At 63.6% G+C, this 17,812-nt stretch carries 13 protein-coding genes; 8 read left to right on the top strand and 5 right to left on the bottom strand.

Translation table 11 applies throughout. From position 1 onward, the window contains the following. Positions 1–460: 460 nt before the first annotated feature. Positions 461–1,381 (bottom strand): HEPN domain-containing protein, encoded by a 921-nt coding sequence (locus ACZ5XO_RS03870; RefSeq protein ID WP_464164005.1) that lies wholly within the window; start codon positions 1,379–1,381, stop codon positions 461–463. 296 nt (positions 1,382–1,677) lie between these two features. On the opposite strand from ACZ5XO_RS03870, the gene ACZ5XO_RS03865 reads away from it, so the two are divergent. Next, positions 1,678–1,950, top strand: coding sequence for a hypothetical protein (locus ACZ5XO_RS03865; protein WP_464164004.1), 273 nt, complete (start codon positions 1,678–1,680; stop codon positions 1,948–1,950). Positions 1,951–1,985: 35 nt separating this feature from the next. On the opposite strand, the gene ACZ5XO_RS03860 is transcribed toward ACZ5XO_RS03865, so the two are convergent. Continuing rightward, complete coding sequence (locus tag ACZ5XO_RS03860) at positions 1,986–3,233, bottom strand: DUF3363 domain-containing protein (RefSeq protein WP_464164003.1); 1,248 nt, start codon at positions 3,231–3,233, stop codon at positions 1,986–1,988. Positions 3,234–3,568: 335 nt separating this feature from the next. Between ACZ5XO_RS03860 and ACZ5XO_RS03855 the strand changes: the two genes are divergently transcribed. Next, positions 3,569–4,237, top strand: a complete 669-nt coding sequence (locus ACZ5XO_RS03855) for a PDDEXK family nuclease (RefSeq protein ID WP_464164002.1) — start codon at positions 3,569–3,571, stop codon at positions 4,235–4,237. On the opposite strand, the gene ACZ5XO_RS03850 is transcribed toward ACZ5XO_RS03855, so the two are convergent. Both ACZ5XO_RS03850 and ACZ5XO_RS03845 read right to left on the bottom strand, forming a co-directional pair. Further along, entirely contained in the window at positions 4,224–5,411 is a 1,188-nt protein-coding gene (locus ACZ5XO_RS03850) for a DNA cytosine methyltransferase (protein ID WP_223850950.1), read from the bottom strand. The genes ACZ5XO_RS03855 and ACZ5XO_RS03850 overlap by 14 nt on opposite strands. A gap of 176 nt (positions 5,412–5,587) precedes the next feature. Next, on the bottom strand, positions 5,588–7,120 hold the full coding sequence (locus ACZ5XO_RS03845; protein ID WP_464164001.1) for a DNA cytosine methyltransferase: 1,533 nt from the start codon (positions 7,118–7,120) through the stop codon (positions 5,588–5,590). On the opposite strand from ACZ5XO_RS03845, the gene ACZ5XO_RS03840 reads away from it, so the two are divergent. The 5 genes from ACZ5XO_RS03840 to ACZ5XO_RS03820 all read left to right on the top strand — a co-directional run bounded on the left by ACZ5XO_RS03840 (position 7,108) and on the right by ACZ5XO_RS03820 (position 15,001). Then, the gene (locus ACZ5XO_RS03840; protein ID WP_464164000.1) at positions 7,108–7,653 is read left to right on the top strand and encodes a very short patch repair endonuclease; all 546 of its coding nucleotides are present in this window, start codon (positions 7,108–7,110) and stop codon (positions 7,651–7,653) included. The two genes, ACZ5XO_RS03845 and ACZ5XO_RS03840, sit on opposite strands and share 13 nt — an antisense overlap. 113 nt (positions 7,654–7,766) lie before the next feature. Beyond that, entirely contained in the window at positions 7,767–9,278 is a 1,512-nt protein-coding gene (locus ACZ5XO_RS03835) for an ATP-binding protein (RefSeq protein ID WP_464163999.1), read from the top strand. Next, positions 9,271–11,967, top strand: coding sequence for a Z1 domain-containing protein (locus ACZ5XO_RS03830; protein ID WP_464163998.1), 2,697 nt, complete (start codon positions 9,271–9,273; stop codon positions 11,965–11,967). The genes ACZ5XO_RS03835 and ACZ5XO_RS03830 overlap by 8 nt, the downstream gene beginning before the upstream one ends. Then, entirely contained in the window at positions 11,964–12,935 is a 972-nt protein-coding gene (locus tag ACZ5XO_RS03825; protein ID WP_464163997.1) for a PD-(D/E)XK motif protein, read from the top strand. The genes ACZ5XO_RS03830 and ACZ5XO_RS03825 overlap by 4 nt, the downstream gene beginning before the upstream one ends. After that, the gene (locus ACZ5XO_RS03820) at positions 12,935–15,001 is read left to right on the top strand and encodes an AIPR family protein (protein ID WP_464163996.1); all 2,067 of its coding nucleotides are present in this window, start codon (positions 12,935–12,937) and stop codon (positions 14,999–15,001) included. The genes ACZ5XO_RS03825 and ACZ5XO_RS03820 overlap by 1 nt, the downstream gene beginning before the upstream one ends. A gap of 180 nt (positions 15,002–15,181) precedes the next feature. Here the strand turns inward: ACZ5XO_RS03820 and ACZ5XO_RS03815 are convergent, their stop codons facing one another. Beyond that, positions 15,182–16,378, bottom strand: coding sequence for a site-specific integrase (locus ACZ5XO_RS03815; RefSeq protein ID WP_191002009.1), 1,197 nt, complete (start codon positions 16,376–16,378; stop codon positions 15,182–15,184). Between the two features lie 811 nt (positions 16,379–17,189). Between ACZ5XO_RS03815 and ACZ5XO_RS03810 the strand changes: the two genes are divergently transcribed. Further along, complete coding sequence (locus tag ACZ5XO_RS03810; protein WP_464163995.1) at positions 17,190–17,738, top strand: hypothetical protein; 549 nt, start codon at positions 17,190–17,192, stop codon at positions 17,736–17,738. Positions 17,739–17,812 lie beyond the last annotated feature (74 nt).

The raw sequence follows: 17,812 nt of genomic DNA, 5'->3' as shown, positions 1-17,812 counted from the left end.
TTCAGAGTTGCGGTTCGCACGACCGACCGCTGATTTTATAAGCGAAGGTTTGATCAGTTATGGTCACGTGTCCCACTTGGCAGTCAGTCATCGTTCCGTCCTGATGAGTCAGCCGGATGAACCCCACTCCCTCACAAGGGTGGCGGTTAGCCCCGGTGAAGCGGGTTCCTGATTGCTCCAGAAGCCAGGTCGGTTGTCGGCACACTGAAACCGCAGCAAACACAATCGGACTGTCAGCGTTTTGGGTTTGAACAATGTAGGTATGCGTCGCTGGTGAACAGCCCGATAGCACGGCCGCTGCCGTGATGATGAGACGTTTCATCGGGGCAGTCTCACTGAGGCTGGCAATGTCCGCAACGGGTCGGGAGCCGACCCTCAATTCAACCGACCCTGAACGTCCGCTTCTCGGCCGCGGGTCAACGTCCGCTGTTGGCGCCACCCAGACCTTACCAAGACTAAGCTAGGTTTTGGCCGCCTCAGCCGTACTGGCGAGATGCGCCTCGCACGTCTCGCGCACGACGCCCTTCAGGAACTCGATCCGCACTGCCAGCCAATCCAGCTCTTCACGCGTAATCTTGTAGTGCCGCGAATAGCGCGCCTTCACATAGGCGGCGCGCAGGAGCTCGAAGGCCCGCCGCTCGAACTTGGTCGCGCCTGGCCACACGTCCGCCAACTGCGGCACAAGCGGCTCAGCCAGTCGCCGCAAGGCGATGATCTTATGCGATTTAGGCGAGTAGAGCGTCAGAACGATCAGGACGCAGTGGTAGAGTCGTTCTGCCGCCTGATGGAGCAAGAAGGCTGCATCATTATAGTCGCCCTCCCCTTCATCGATATAGAAGCGCGCGCCTTTCAAAGCCCGCTCAGCACTCGGAAACCAATCGTCGTATTGCGTCCTCGCCTCCTCCAACGCCGTCTCCGGCGCCAGCGGCGTCGGCTCCACGAACTCGACGCCCGGCGTGTCCAGCAGCACCACACCGTCGCGCACGATGTCGATGAAGAAGTACCGCCCGCGCTCCAACTGATGGTTCACGTCGTCCAGGCTGTGAACGATGACGCTGACCGGCGTGCGCAGGTTCTGGCCCGACACGGTCGCCGACAGCAGCCGCTGCTCGGCCTGACGCCAGAAGTCGCTGTCCGTCAGATCCTCATGATCGACCACGACCAGAAGGTCGAAGTCGGAGAAGTAACGTCCAACCGGATCTTCAACCCAGTCGCCGCGCGCATAGCTGCCGAACAGGATGATCTTGAGGATACGGCCGTTCTTCAGACGGTCGGCCTTGCGCGTCGAGACGGCCTCGGCAAACGAGGTCGTCAGAATCTCGACCGCGCGGTCGAGCTCCCTGCGTTTCGCTTCCGGTAGTGATTTGAGCGCCTTGGCCATGGCGAGAGTCTCCCCGATACGGCCACGCCATACAAGGGCGCAGCCTGATTGCCGGGTGAAGTTGACCTCCGATCGTCACCCTGCTCGCCTTCATCGCCCTCGCCTTCCCTCCCTCTCGCCCCCGATCAGGGGTCACGTTCGCGAGAGTCGCCGTGATGACGTCGGAGCAGGTGAAACGCGCTGAAGCTCCATGCACATTCCTGAAACGGGCCCGCTCCGTGATCAGCGCCGAAAGGCGTCATTGACGTCCCGTGAATCATGATCGCCGGATAGCGCCTCACAAAGGAGCGCCCGCAATGACCGGCCTTTACCTTGAAGAGACTGAAGACCTTCTGCTGACCCGCAAGGAGGCGTCCACCGAACTGCTGCGCATGGGCATCCGTCGCTCTCCGGCCACCCTGGCCAAGATTTTCAGCACCCGATCCGACGGCCCGCCCTGCATGCATCTGGGCCGCACACCCTACTATCCGCGCCAGAAGCTCCATGACTGGGCCCGCAGCCAGTTGTCCGCCCTGCGATCATCCTCAAGCCAGCCCCGGCGCGCCGGCGACTGGAGCGCCGCGCCATAGAGATGACGCCCGCCTCTGAGCGGCGTGAGTTCGAGCTACAGCCCTAGGCCGCTTCCGCTTCTTCCCATGCCCGGGATGACCTGCGCCAAGCCGCGCGCGTCCATGCCCAGCGTCGCCCGGGCGCCGACCGACGGCAGGGCCGCTCCGACCGCCATGCGCGCGTAGCGCTCCAGGCCCTGTGCATCCATCACCACGACGAAGGGCGAGACGCCGAGCTCATCGTGGAAGCCCGCCTTCATCACCTGCCCGCTGACCCTGCCCTCCCTGAGGACCCCAGCGGTCTGGCCGGTCTCCAGCCGACGCTCATTGAGGGTGCGGATGATGTCCTTCGAGATCTGCAGCCGCCGCAGCTTTCCCTCCAGGTCTTCATCGAGTTTGAAACGTCGCCCCTGACGCTCGACCAGGCTTAAGGCCTCCAGATGCGCCAGCCGGCCGCGTGTCAGCGCCGCCCAGGCGTTCCGGCCGCCCACGGCGTCGCCGACCATCCCCTCCCCGTCCATTGAGACCAGCAGTCGCCGGTCGAAGCCGGTGAAGCCGTCCCTCTGGGTTTCGCGCCAGACGCGGCGCTCGGCGTCGATACGTGACAGGTCGCCCAGCCGCTCCTGCGCCGTCTCCTGGGCCCGCGCCCGAAAGCCGTAGGCAACGTAGTCGCGGGGAATGACCAGGTCGCGCCCATCCGCGCGCCTGCCCGGCATCAGGACATGGGCGTGGGGCTGGTCCGTGTCGAAGTGACAGACCGCCATCCACGGCAGCTCCGGCTCGCCGAGGTCGGCGCATACCCGCCCCATGACGTCGCGCACATAATCCTGCAGGTCAGCGATACGGTCGCCATGTTCCGGCGAGACGATGAAGCGGAAGTGGTGGCGATGCTCCGCCCAGCCTCTCGTACGTTCCGCCCCGTCCACGACATCGACCTGCCGGTCGAAGAAGGTCCCCGCCTCCCCCTCGTGGCCGGCGCCCTCACGACAGAGATAACGGACATGGGCGGCGAGCGCCGCGCCTCGCGCCGCCCCCTTGCCCATGTGGCGCGACACCAGGGCCTTGACGATGACCCGCTGGCGTACGTCCACACGGAAGGCGCTGCCAGATCGCCTGGCGGCCGTCTTCAGCGCCCCTGTCTTGCCGCCGTAGCTGAAGCGCATCGACGACGAGAGCCGCTTCAGCAGGGAGGCGCGCACCGAGCCGTCCCGCTTCGGGTTCATCGCCAGTCGAACATGAAGGCCCTCCCCCTCCGCGCCGGACAGGGCGGACATGCGGTCTTCGATGGCGCTGCGGACGGTCATGACGACCCCTCCCAGGGAGTGCACGAACGTCGTCGACCGCCGCAAGTCGTCACAAGTCGCAGAACCGGTCGGCGCGCTCGCTAGAGAGTGGAAACCAAAGGACAAAGCGAAGCGAACACACCCTCTTTTATCTTGCCCTCTTAATCAGTCACCGGGCCTGCTGTTTACTCGTGATGGATCCTGTTCCCCCGGATCTCGCGCAGCGCGAGACCCTGTCCGGACCAGCTCCGCACCAAGGGCCGGCTGCTTTCACGACGCGCACTGCCAGACCGCACTTTCCAAATGACTCCCCGGCAACCGCCACGCTAGGAGAGGCGTAACTGGAGGGACGAGAATTGGCGGCTCAGGACGACGTTAGAGAAAACCGGCTCATCGATCTCTTCAATCTGGAGAGGCCGGAAAATCGCACCCGTCATGGTGTCGATGCGATCCTGAAGATTGACGGCCATGAACTGGAATTCGAGCTCAAGTCGGTCACAACCGGCAAGGGCGGCCTTACAACTGTTCGGGATTTCGGCCGCGACCATATCGAGAAGTGGCGGAGCAAGCACTGGATCGTCAGTTTCCACTCCGGAAGCGAGCTTACCTTGTGCCGCTACGGCTCGCCGGAAGCCATGAAGCCCTGGATCGACGAAAAGTGGGAGTACATACGGCCCGATTTCGAGCTCTCCAAGCTGGCGTCGGAGCGCCTCACGCTTGAAGACATGTACGCGGTGATAGGCAGGAAGGACGCCTACTCGCTGGCAGACGCCCAGAAGCTTCACAAGAAACAGTACACCAGGGCGCAATATGACGAGGCGCTGGGCGGCGAGCCGCACTTCTCTCCGGAGAGGATGCTGGTGATCTTCAAGGCTCGCCTGCGCTACGTCGTTGAGCGAGGCTCCACACTGAACAATCCGCACGTTCCTCCGGCATACCTGGCGCAATGGCCAACCATCACGTCCAACTACGCGGAAGAACTGCGAAAGCTCGTCAGGTCATGGATTGCGGTCAATCCGACGTAAGCGCATCGGCCACGGCGTTCGCCACGGCATAGCCCATGGGCGGTGCGACCGAATTTCCGATCAGGCCCAGAGACTTGTAAACGGCCCCGCCCACAAGCGGCCAGTCAGCCGGGAAGCCCTGAAGGATCATGCAGTCGGCCACCGAAAGCCGGAACGCATTGTCACGCGCCGGAAACTGAGCGGCGGCGACCCGGTCCTTCGCAACGCCATTGGGCCAGATCCCGAGCTCTGCCCAGTGCCGCGCTGCAGTCGCACTGTTCACCACGCTCGTCGTGTGCCTGGGACCCGTCAGCCCGCTGCGCAGGGTCGGAGCAAGACCGTCCACGCCAGTGTCAGGAAGCCCCAATGCTGCACGAGCGCCATGTGTCTTGCCCAGATTCTCTCCCCCGAGAAGGGCATGGGTAGCGGCGGGTTGCTGGAAACGAGCCGCTTCGTCTCCCCTGGCGAAACCGACAAAGAAGACCCGCTTGCGTCGCTGCGGCACCCCGAAATCGGCCGCCTCGAGGACGAAGCTGGTCACGGTGTAGAACTTGCGAAGCGGCAGGAGGATCGTGTTTTCGACGTAGTCGGAGAACTTCGCTGACCTCAGACCGGCGACGTTCTCCAGAACGAACGCACGCGGTCTGACGCCGAGCACCGCACGAACCATCTCCGGCACCATGTCACGAACGTCGTCCGCACCTTTCTGTCGGCCGGCATGACTGAAGGGCTGGCAGGGCGGGCCTCCGTGAAGCACGTCGACCTTTCCACGATAGGTGCTCCAGTCGACCTTGGTGACATCCCCCGCCAGTCCGGAGTGGACCACCCAATGCGGCCTCGCGGCCCGCAATACCTCGCCCGCCATCTCGAGGATGTCGTAGGAAGCGACGTGAGCGTACCCGGCGCGTTCGAACCCGATGTCGAGCCCTCCCCCGCCAGCAAAGAGACTCAGCGCGTTCAGACCGTTGGACGGCATGACGGGCATTAGTTCGGACGGATCGAGGCGGGCCTTCGGGATGGGATGGACCGACGTCGTGGCGCCTGAGACGGCGAGCGCCTTCGCCGTTCGCGACGCCTCGCTGATCTGGCGGAAGCGCTCGCGTTCCTCGGCGCTGAGCTCGCGCGCGCGGTACCAGGGCGCGTTGACGCCCCGCCGCATGTAAAGGCGATCATCGCTGTCGGCTTCGAACGTCATCTCGATCCTTCGTGGCCCCTTGGCGTGCACAGGTCGTTCGCCGGATGTTCCACCTTGTCCGATTGCGAAGCGGAATGGAATCCCCAGCAGGCGAACGGGAAGCGGTATGGTGGCAGAGAACTCCTCTGGCAACAGCCGGAACGCCCCCTTCGCGAGGCATCCACATGGCATTGCGGCTAGCTTTCAAGAGCGCCCCAGAGAACCTGCGCGATCTGACGGGCAAGGAAGGGAGGTACGGCGTTGCCGACCTGAACATACTGCTCGGTACGGTTTCCCAGGAACAGATAGTTGTCCGGGAAGGTCTGGAGTCTTGCCGCCTCCCTTACGGTCAGCGAGCGGCACTGCGCCGGATCAGGATGGATGAAGTAGTGGCCGTCCTTGGAGATGTGACTTGTGACCGTCGTCGACACCCGATCCCAGGCCTGCGTCCTGAACCGGTCCGCGAACTTCCCCGTCGACCAGTTGGCGTGATCCGGCGCGAGCGCGACAGGAAACTCCGCCGCCTTGGGCGCACGCCCCATGACACCCGTGAAGACAGCACTGAAGAAGTACCGCGCCAGGTCCTCGTCCATGTGACCGCGCGTGGCGTGGTTGAGCAGCACCTCGAGGCGGTCATCCTCGATCCAGTCCGCAAGCGCCCGATGGTCGTCGGACATCGCCGCCGGCCGCTCCCTGCTGCTGCGCGGCAGGGTGCTGTTGCGTCCCTCGAATACAGCAAGATGCCGACGAGCGCTCTCCAGCAGGTCAGGAGAAGTCGCCGTGCAATCGGACAAGGCGTCTGCCACCCTGGAAATCTGCGTGAGCGCCGTTGCTCGCCATGCTGCGGGATCATCTGCGCGGCTGAGACCGCTCCTGAGAGCGGGCATGCCTTCAAGAACGCTGCGAACCGTGGCGGCAGCGGGCGCGCCGACGACTGCGCCCGAAGGGCGCAGTCCAGCGGCCAGGTCGCTCCTGACACCGATCACGATAACCCTGTGTCGTGCCTGCGGCACGCCGAAGCTCTCCGCGCGAACGATGAAGTCGGCTGCTTCCCCGGGCGTGCGAAGAATCATCCCCCCCGATAGTCCGTGACCGATGGCGAACAGGACATAGGAGCCTTCACCGGCTGCACCACGCAGGTCCAGGAGAACCTGATCGAAGATCCTCTGACCGTCGATCGACGACGACAGCATGCCCTTGACGTTTTCCATCACGAAGGCGGCCGGCCGGAGGCGGTTCAGGATCCTTATGTACTCGCGATAGAGAAAGTGCCGGTGATCCTCGGCGGGCACATAGTCAGCCTTGCCCATGTTTCGGGAACGACCGACCAGGGAGTAGGCCTGACAAGGAGGCCCTCCGATCACGACTGTGGGCACATCAAGCCGCAGAAGTTCGTCGATGCGCTGGTCGAGAACCCTTCTGGCCTGATCCGTGCCCAGCTCCAGACGGAGAGCTTCCCCGAGCGCCGTCTCCCACTCGCCGGCGTGAGATTGCGACCAGTCGGGCATGCCCGCACCGGCATTCAGAGCCGCATAATATTCGTCCGGGAATTCATCGAACTGCCGCAGGAAGGCCCGGAGCTGCAGTGTCCGGTGAGCCGACTTCTCCTTCTCGACAGACACCGTCACGTCGAACGGACGATGGCCACTCTCATCCGCAAAGCCAGAAAACCCTTCGGCCAGGCCACCGGGGCCCGCAAAGAGGTCCACAACCTGAAATGCCTGCGGCATGCGCCTCACCCTGTCCTCGACCGATTCGAGCCCCTATCTACCAGGACCGGCCCTCACCACCACCGTCAAAGTCACGCATGGCAGACATTGTCGATCCTGCAACCCGTTCCAGGATGATGTCAGGCATCCGCGGCGCCGACACGCGTCCGGAGCTGCTGGTCCGGCGACATCTGCATGCGGCAGGATTCAGGTTCAGGCTCCACGCCCGAGCGCTGAGGGGCCGCCCCGATCTCGTCCTGCCTCGCTGGAAGGCCGCCGTCTTCGTCCATGGCTGCTTCTGGCATCGTCATCCGGGATGCCGATACGCCACCACGCCAGCGACTCGTCCGGATTTCTGGAGAGAGAAGTTCGAGCGCAACCTGGAGCGAGACGCTGCCGTTCGGGTCGCCCTCGAGGAAGAAGGATGGCGGGTCGCCACGGTGTGGGAATGCGCCCTGCGTCGGGAGCCTGCGCAAACCCTTGACGCTCTCGCGGCCTGGATACGGTCCGGCGCACCCGGCGCAGAGTTCGGCACACCGTTCACATCGCCCTGACGCGCCTGCGACCGATTTCGTCGCAGGCGACCTCCAGGGCATTCGGGATAACGCCGGTTAAGACGAAGGTAGGTTTCGCAACCTAAGCGTTGGGTGTGGGGAGGAGCTGCAACTTGCAAGACATCAACGAGGGCGCGAGCGAACACCGCGCGCCCCCGAGCGCGGCATCGCTGATCGAGGCGATGCGCGACATCGGCTACACGCTCGAGACCGCATTGGCGGACATCATCGACAACGCGATCAGCGCCGGAGCCTCCACGGTCTCGATCAGCTACGACACGAGCGCCAGCGAGCCCTGGCTCGCCGTGATCGACGACGGCGCCGGGATGAGTCGCAGCGACCTTCTCGCTGCCCTTCGCCCGGGCAGCCGAAGCCCCACGGATTCGCGTGATGGAAATGATCTCGGTCGCTTCGGTCTCGGCCTGAAGACAGCTTCCTTCTCGCAGGCGCGAAGCCTGACGGTCATCACCCGGTCTGCAGGCGCAACCTCGGCCGCGCGCTGGGATCTGGACTTCGTGGTCGAGCGCGATGACTGGGTCCTTCAGCTTCCTCCTTCCTTCGAACCTGAAACGACACCCGGCGCGGCCGACCTGGGCGCAAGCGGCACGGCCGTCATATGGCAAAAGCTCGACCGTCTGGCCGACGCCACCAGCGGCGCGTCACTGACCGATCACCTGCTGGACCGTCTGGACAGCGCGCGCCGTCACCTCGAGCTGGTCTTCCACCGCTTCCTCCAGGGCGAGCCTGGCCTTCGAAAGATCCGCATCCGCATGAACGGACGTGACCTGCGGCCCTTCGATCCGTTCCACCTGAAATCGCCAGCCACCCAGCGCCTCCCTGCGGAATCCATCCAGGTTGCGGGACAGAAGGTGGACATCGAGGGCTTCATCCTTCCCCATCACAACAAGGTCAGCGCCAGGGACTGGGAACACTACGCAGGCGAAGGCGGATATCTCAAGAATCAGGGTTTCTACGTCTATCGCGGCGGCCGCCTGATCATCCACGGCACCTGGTTCCGCCTTGCGAGACAGAGCGAGCTCACCAAGCTGGCCCGCGTCAGGATCGACATGCCGAACGGCCTCGACGCCTTCTGGAAGATCGACGTGCGAAAGGCGTCGGCCCAGCCGCCCTATGTGGTGAGGGAAAGGCTGCGGGCTCTGATCAACGAAATCGCGGGCCCGTCACGGCGAGTGTACACGTCAAAGGGCCATGTATCGGCGACGAGCAGCCCTGCCACGCTCTGGCACCGCAGAGCAAACAAGGGTCAGGTGTCCTACGAGATCAATCGGGACCACCCGATGCTGGCCCACATCACCGAGGCCTTGTCCGACGGTCACGCCAGTGAGCTGGAAGCCTTCCTGAAGAGCGTCGAACGGGCCTTCCCCATCGACGCCATCTTCTCTGACGCCGCCTCCGATCCGAAATCGGTCTCATCTCCCAGCCTGCCCTCCGAGGACCTCGAGGCCGTGATCCGGCTAACGACCGCGGCCCTGAAGGAGATGGGCATCACGCTCGACGCCGTACTCGCCGATCTCGCCCGTCTGGAGCCCTACCGTTCGAGCTGGGCGGCGGCCGAACCCCTCATCCGCAAATCCTTCCAGGACATGGACAAGAAGAATGTCTGACACCGCCTACGATCTTCTCCGGACCGTGGTCCGCCCGCTCATCGCCAGGGCGGGGGCCCCCACGCCGGAGGCCATACGCGCGGCGATCGGCCAGTTCCGTGTGCTGGACAGCTTCAGCGTCTCCGACGACCAGGCCGAACAGCTTGCCCGCGAGATCGAGAGCCAGTTCGACATCCACATGACCATCGGCGGCGTGGTCCAGGATGAAGGCTTCACGGAATGGTACCCCGCCGCGAAGGCCCGGATCGAACCCTACTACTGGGATCGCTACCGCATGCTCATGGAGGAAAGGAACTTCGCGCCGCAGGTCCTCGCTACCATGGACGGCGTGACGGACCGGATCGCCGGCCTGCTCGAGGATCCCGCCAAGCCGGGCGAATGGGACAGGCGCGGAATGGTGGTCGGGCATGTCCAGTCAGGCAAGACGGCGAACTACACCGGTCTCATCTGCAAGGCCGCAGACGCCGGCTACAAGCTCATCGTGGTCATCGCCGGCATCCACAACAACCTCCGCAACCAGACGCAGCAGCGGATCGACGAAGGGTTCGTGGGTCGAGACAGCGGCAAGGCGAAGAAGCCCTACATCGGGGTGTCGAAATTCTCGTCGACCCGGACCCCCATCACCCTGACCAACGCCACGAGCGACTTCAACTCGCGCATCGCCGACGCCGCCGGCATGGACATAGGATCGCTGAACGTTCCTCTGGTGCTCGTCATCAAGAAGAACATGCATACCCTGCGGAATCTGACCGAGTGGCTCCGTGCTCACAATACCGGCTGGACGAAATCGCTCGTCGACTACCCCATGCTCCTGATCGACGACGAGGCCGACAATGCCTCCATCAACACCTCGGCAAACCCAGACGAGGCCACGAAGATCAACCAGAAGATCCGGGAGCTTCTCAACCTCTTCAATCGCAAGTGCTACGTGGGCTACACGGCCACGCCGTTCGCCAACATATTCATCGACCCCGACACCAACGACGAGATGCTCAAGGCGGACCTCTTCCCGCGCAACTTCATCGTCACCCTTGATGCCCCGTCGAATTACTTCGGCGCGTCGCGGATATTCCAGGAGGAGACGGGCGGCGAGTTCATCCGGCCCATCACCGACAACGCAACCCACCTGCCGATGAGCCACAAGCAGCCTCATGTGGTCACCGGCTTGCCCGACTCGCTCGAGGAGGCGGTCCGGGCCTTCGTGATCGCACGCACGCTGCGCGTCCTGCGCGGACAGGGCGCTCGCCACACGAGCATGCTTGTGAACGCATCGCGTTTCACCGCTGTCCAGAAGCAGCTTCGGAACCTCATCCACGACTATCTCAATCGACTGGTGCGCGCCGTGCGACACGAGGCGTCCCGCCCCGCAGTCGATGCACTTTCGAACGAGCACCTGAGAGCGCTGCATGACACCTGGGTGAAGGAGTATCAGCACCTCGGACATGCCTGGGCCGACGTGCAGGAGGCCCTGCTCGAAGGCGCCGCTCCGATTGGCGTCGTGGAGGTGAACAGCGGGTCGGCGGGAACCCTCGCCTATGACGCTCATGAGGAGACGGGCCTTCAGGTGATAGCCGTCGGCGGCTTCAGCCTTTCTCGCGGCCTTACGCTCGAAGGCCTGACCGTCAGCTACTTCCTTCGCAACTCGATGATGTACGACACCCTCCTGCAGATGGGCCGGTGGTTCGGCTATCGTCCGGGTTACGAGGATCTCTGCCGGATCTGGATGCCGCCAGAAACCCGAGGCTGGTACGAGCACATCAGCGAGTCCATCGAGGAACTGCGCGACGAGCTTCGGAGGATGGAACGACTCAAGCTTACGCCCGAGCAGTTCGGCCTGCGCGTCCGCGCTCACCCGGACACCCTGATTGTCACCGCCCGCAACAAGATGCGGACAGCACAATCGGTCCCCATGGTGATTGGTCTGTCCAATCGCTTCGTCGAGACCTACGCCCTGTGGTCCGACACCGTCAGAACCGAAGCGAACCGCAAGGCGGCCGTCGATTTCGTGGATGCGGTCCGGACGGCGAAGGGCCACGACGGTTCATCAGGGCAATGGTCCGGGCGCCACCGTGTGTGGCAGGACGTCGATCACGTCCTGGTCGAGCAGTTCATCAGGTCTTTCCGCAACAATGATCGCAGCCTCGCCACCCAGTCCGAACCCGTGGCCGCCTTCATCCGGGAAGTGGCGAAGCAGGGACAGGATCGATGGGATGTGGCCATCGTCGGCGTCTCCGATAGCGGCAGTCCCCGTGATCCTGATCTGGATGTGCATTGCCAGCGCCGCACAGGCGTCGTCGAAAAGGAGCACAAGGACCTCATCCTTGTCGGCACGAAGAGCCGCGTCTCCTCGCGCGGGGTGGAGGCCATAGGACTCTCCGAGGAAGAGCTCAAGATCGCCAAAGACGAGTTCACCGCCGGACGCAAGGCGTCGGACTCTTCAACCCAGAACATTCCTGATCGAGCCTATCGCAGGGTGAGGAAACGGCCGCTGCTCGTCATTCAGCCGATCCACCTGACCAAAGAGGGCGACGACAACGCCTCGCTGACCGAGAAACCTCTGGTGACCTGGGGCGTCAGCTTCCCCCCTGCAGAGGGGAACCCTCCCACTGTCGAGTACGCAGTCGCCCGCCTCTGGTGGCAGCAGTACATGGGCGAGGATACGTCCGACGAGGAGCTTGACGGAGAATGACCGAACATCCCTGGGAACAGATCGGGCGTCCGTCGGAAGGTCTGACCCTTCGGCGGATCGATCCCCTGCATCCGGCGAATTTCTTCTGGGCGCGTGACGCCCATGGACGATGCGCGCTGGTGCTGCAGGTTGCGGGCAATGCGACGGTCGACGAGTCCCGTCCCCGCCTGAACGGCATAGATATCGTCGAGATGGTGCAGACGGACGATCAGCACGCCTTCATCCTGACGCTCCGGCGGGAGGAGGATGTCGAGCTCTTCCATCGCCTCTGCGAAGACATTGTCGAAGCCAGTCGACATCTCGACGGCGATCGGGCGTTTCTTGCAGCCGCCATCAGGCGAGCCTGGAAATGGCACAGCCTGCTGCGGGGCGCCGGGCGCAGCAGGCTGGGACCGGAGGAGCAGCAGGGTCTGATCGGCGAGCTGCTCTTCCTGGAAAGGCTGGCGGGCACGATCTTGCCAAAGCCTGCGCTGGAGGCCTGGCGGGGCCCGCTGGATGAACCGAAGGACTTCGTGTTCGGGACTCGTGCTGTGGAGGTAAAGGCCCGCCACGCTGGCAAGGCCGCCATCAAGATCTCGTCGGAACACCAGCTGCAGCCGGTCGTCGATCAGCAGCTGTTCCTCCTTGTTCACGCACTGACCCCGACTTCTGCGGACGCCGGACAGGCCTTCACCCTAGACACGCTTGTCACGCGGGTCAGGGACACCCTCGTGGCGAGCGATCCCTCCAGCGAGGAGGGCTTCGAGGCGCGACTCCTCGCTGCGGGCTATTCGACCGAGCATGACTATGGGGACCGCTGGTGGGCATGGACATCTTCGTCCGCCTTCGAAGTTCGCGATGACTTTCCCCGCATCGAAGCGGCCGGCCTTGCAAGCGGTGTTGCCAGCGTGAGCTACTGGATCGCACTGGATGCCTGTGCGGCGTTCGAGACGCCGGAAGCGGCGCTTCTGGAAATGGACCAGGACTGATGGCCGAGACCCTCGAGCAGTTTCACGAGGACTTCTTCAACGAGGTCCGCGCCCAGGCTGATGCCGCCGGCCGGTTCATGGAAACAAGCTTCCTCGAACAGTTCGGGGACTGGCTGGTGAATTCGGGCGAGCTGGAGACCCTGGACGTGACGCCCTATCGCGCCGCCCGAGGCATGCGCGTCGACGGGTACGGCGGAGATCCATCAGAAACCGATGGCGTGCTCTCGCTGGTGGTCGTCGATTTCTCTCCGGACCTCACGATAGCCTCCCTGGGCGCATCTGCAGTGCCTGCCCACTTCAGGCGACTCGAGAACTTCCTCGAAATGGCCTTGTCCGGAGATTTCAGGGACCGACTGGAGGAAAGCTCGCCCGGGTACGGGCTCGCCGAACTCATCCATGCCCGGCGTTCGCAGATCGGAAGAGCTCGCCTGTTCCTGCTGACCAACCGTCGGCTGAATGACCGATACGACGGCCAGGAGGCCGGCACGCTGGGCGAACTTCCCATTTCCTACAATGTCTGGGACATCAGCCGGCTGCATAGGCTTGTTTCATCTGGTCGCGGCAAGGAAGACATCGAGATCGACTTCGACGAGCAGTTCGGCGAACTGCTGCCATGCCTGCCGGCGCATGTCGGCGGCGATGGCTATGAAGCCTACCTCTCGGTCGTGCCAGGCGATCTGCTGTCACGCATCTACGAGCAGTGGGGCGCCAGACTCCTCGAGCAGAATGTCCGCGCCTTCCTTCAGGCGAGAGGCGGCGTCAACAAGGGCATTCGCCACACCATCCTCAATGATCCCGCGATGTTCTTTGCATACAACAACGGGGTCACCGCCACGGCCGAGGAAGTGGAGACGGTCGTCGAGAGCGGCACGACCTACATAAGCCGCCTGAGAAACCTGCAGATCGTCAACGGAGGGCAGACGACAGCCTCCATCTTCTCGTCACGCAAGAAGGACAAGGCGGACCTCTCGCGCATCTTCGTCCAGATGAAGCTGTCAGTCGTCGACCCCGATCGCGCGACAGAAGTCGTGCCGAAGATTTCCGAATATGCGAACAGCCAGAACCGCGTGAACGCTGCGGACTTCTTCGCCAACCATCCCTTCCACATCCGGATCGAGGAATTCTCCCGTCGGATCTGGGCGCCTGCCTCTGACGGATCCTTTCGGCAGACCAAATGGTTCTATGAGCGGGCTCGAGGCTCCTACGCCGATGCTCGCGCCTACCTTACTCCCACACAGAAGAAGCGGTTCGACGAGGAATTTCCCAAGTCCCAGAGCTTCGCCAAGACCGACCTCGCGAAGTTCGAGATGGCATGGGAGGCGTGCCCCTTCCTCGTCAGCAAGGGCGCTCAGCACACCTTCGCTGAATATGCGCGACTGGTCGGACGTCGTTGGGAGAAGGACAGCGACACCGTCAGCGAGCTCTACTTCCGAAGCGCCGTGGCCAAGGCCATCATCTTCCGGGGTCTGGAGAAACGGATAAGCGAGCAGCAGTGGTACAAGGACGAAGGGGGCTATCGCGCCCAGCTCGTCGCCTACACGATCGCCAAGCTGGACCAGCTCATCAGAGCCCGCGGCCTGGCCCTCGATTTCGACCATGTCTGGAAAGCACAGACCATTCCCTCCTCCCTGGCTTCCGTTCTCCTGGATATCGCCCAGACCATTCGTCCGGCTGTCACCCAACCCGGGTCCAGCGTCGCAAACGTCACCGAGTGGGCGAAGAAGCAGGCCTGCTGGGCTCGAGTGCAGGATGTCGCCTTCGATCTCCCAGAGACCATGGAAACCATGCTGCTTGACCCGCAGAGCCGAAAGGCCGCCGTCAGCGACGCCCGAAAGACCCAGAAGATGGACAACGGCATCGAAGCACAATCACGCGTGGTGCAGCTTGGTCCGGATCATTGGGCGGCGGCGGCACAATTTGCAGCAGGCAGGAAACTGCTGACGCCGGCGGATCATTCGCTCTTCCGGGTTGCATCTCGACCAGGCTCCTTCCCGACGGAAAAGCAGAGCATCAGGCTCATGAACGTCCTGGGCACTCTTGAAGCGGAAGGGTTCCAGAAAAGCTGAACAGCCGTGAGCCAGCAGCAGAGCGCGGGGAAGGCGGGCTCATGCTCGAATACTGTAACGATTTCCCCGGTGCCAGCGCGTCGGCCTGGCCAGTCGCAATCGGTCGTCGCGGCCGCCAGAACCGCCATGTCTCATCCCCGGACGTCCAGCAAGCTGGCCACGGGTCCTGAAGACTTGTGTCTAGTCGCTCTTCGAGCAGAACCGACCCCAGTCGTTCATCATGGCCAGACGCTTCTCGAACAGGTCGCCTCGCCGATAGGCGGCCTCGACCTTGTTTCCTACGGCATGCGCCAGCGCCATTTCCGCGACCTCATTGGGATAGGACGTACGTTCGGCCGCCCAGTCCCTGAAGGTTGACCGGAAGCCGTGCGGCACCGCATCCACCTCCAGTCGCCGAAGCACGGCCGATATCGTCATGTCCGACAGTCGCCCGCCATGACCAGCCGGAAAGACATAGGCGTCCGGTCGTCCTGAAGGCATCGACTTCAGCACGGCGACCGCCGCCTCCGAAAGCGGAGCCCGATGCTCGCGCGCAGCCTTCATTCGCTCGGCGCTGATGATCCACACGCGGGCCTCAAGGTCGATCTCTCGCCAGGTCGCGCCCCGCACCTCGCCTGAACGGGCTGCCGTCAGGATGGCGAACTCGAGCGCCCTCGCGCCGACGCCTTCGGCGGCGCGTAACCTCACCATGAAGGCGGCGATGTCGTCGAGCGGCAGCGCCCGGTGATGCACCACCCGATGCACCTTGGACGGCTTGGCTAGCAGCTTGTCGAGATGCCCCCGCCACCGTGCAGGGTTGGGTCCGGATCGAAAGCTCCGCGCAGCGGCCCAGTCCAGGACCATCTCGATCCGCCCGCGCAGGCGTTTGGCGGTCTCGGTCTTTCGGGTCCAGATCGGCTCCAGGATGCGCATGACATGCGGCAGGTCGATGGCAGCGACGTCCAGCTTCCCCATGACGGGATAGGCGTAGTTCTTGAGAGTCGTCGTCCACTGGTCCCGATGCTTCGGGTTTTTCCAGCTCGCCTCGTGGGCGGCGATGTAGGCCTCAGCCGCCGCCTGAAAGGTGAAGGCCACCTCAGGCTCGACCTTGAGCGCTTCCCTCGCCTCCTTCGCCGCCTTGATGGGATCAATCCCCTGGCGTACGAGTTCCCGCGCCACGCGAGCCGCTTCCCTCGCGTTGGCCAGGGTCACGCCGGGATAACCGCCCAGACCCATCTCACGCCGACGATGGCCGATGACGATGCGAAGGATCCAGGTCCGACCGCCGCTGGGCAGCACCTGAAGCGCAAGACCCGGCACGCCGCCGACCGCATGCAGGCCCGGCTTGCTCAGTCTCGACACCGCCAAAGGCCCCAAGGGCTCAGGTAGCCTGGGCACGACGCCCTCCGCCGCTTCAGCAAATCATGCCCTGAAGGGTCGCACAAAAGCCGCCGAACGCGAATCCCCGACCGGCCAAGCCCAAGACGCCTCACCGGGGATGAGTTCGAATTCCACTTTCCGAATGATTTTTGATCAATCTTTTCAATGCCAAAAAATCGGACCCGCCAACACACCCACCATCTCGAGGAGCGGTTCTTCAGATCGGCGCTCAGTTAGGCGGACGGTTCGCATTCATCGGGATTGGAGAATTCACACCCGCCATCGCACCCACCAAAAAGTTTGCGCTTGAATGAAACCGCCTGAAACGCCCTGAACAGCCAAAAATGACTAACTCACTAATTATATTGGCAATGTGAAACCGCCTGAAACAGGCTGAAACCTCCTGAAACGGCATATGGCGGACTCTCTGTCCGCCACCCGTCCCACATGCCCGCCCCCCTGGAACCGCCTGTCGCCTGGTCGGTTCGGACGCCGCCGTTCTGAGACACTCCTCAACGGCCGCTTGCAGGCACGTCTTTGCAGCGAAGCAGGGCGACCTGCCCCAAAACGGGACATTCCGTCTGACAACGAAAGCCAGGCTCCGGCTTCAGCACACACGCCTCCTGCCCCCTCCCACGGACTCAACCGTCCCGGCTGGTGGAATTGGTTAATAAAATATTAATTTCACTTGATTGTTAACGATTAAACTGAACAAAGATGTCCCAAATTGGAATGGCCCAGCTTTTGAAGCGTCGCCTTCCGAGATGATCGCCGTGGGGGCGTTCGAGAGATCCCGGGGGACACGAGCTTGCGCGCACGCTTGTACAAAATGGCGACGATCTGCATCGCCGTCGCGATGCCTGCCTGCGCCGGGACCGCCCACGCCCAGTCGTCGGACGGCGTCGAGATCAAGGTGACCGCCCAGGTCGCCGAGCGTTGCGGCTTCGCGCCAGGACCGGCGCCGGTGCTCAACGCGGCCGGCGATCTGGAAGACGCGCACAGCCAGAGCCTGGCGCTGAGCGTGGACTGCAACACGCCCTTCGCCCTGTCCGCCCGCTCCGAAGCGGGGCGTCTGACGAACCGCTCGGCTTCCGATGACCAATCCGGCTACGCCTTCGACAAGGTCTATGGCTTCAGCCTCAACCTTGACACCGATGTCGGACGAATTCTCAGCGGCCGCTGCCTGTCCACCACCCTGGTCGAGGGCGGGGACTGCGTTCTGGCGCGCCCGGGCGGACTGACCTCGGGCGGCGGCGTCGCCATCGGCCGCGACGCCACGCTGACGGTCGACTGGCCGTCCCAGACCACGCTGGGACGACGCCTGGCCGCCGGCGACTACAGCGACACCATCACCATCACCATCGCGGCGCGCTCATGACGGCGACGCGACCTCCCCATTCGTGCTGACGCCGCGGCGCCAGTCGAACCCTTCGAGGCAGGCATTTCGCCTGG

It is taken from the genome of Brevundimonas sp. T2-11, assembly GCF_055397675.1.
This window is presented reverse-complemented; position numbering and strand designations above follow the sequence as displayed.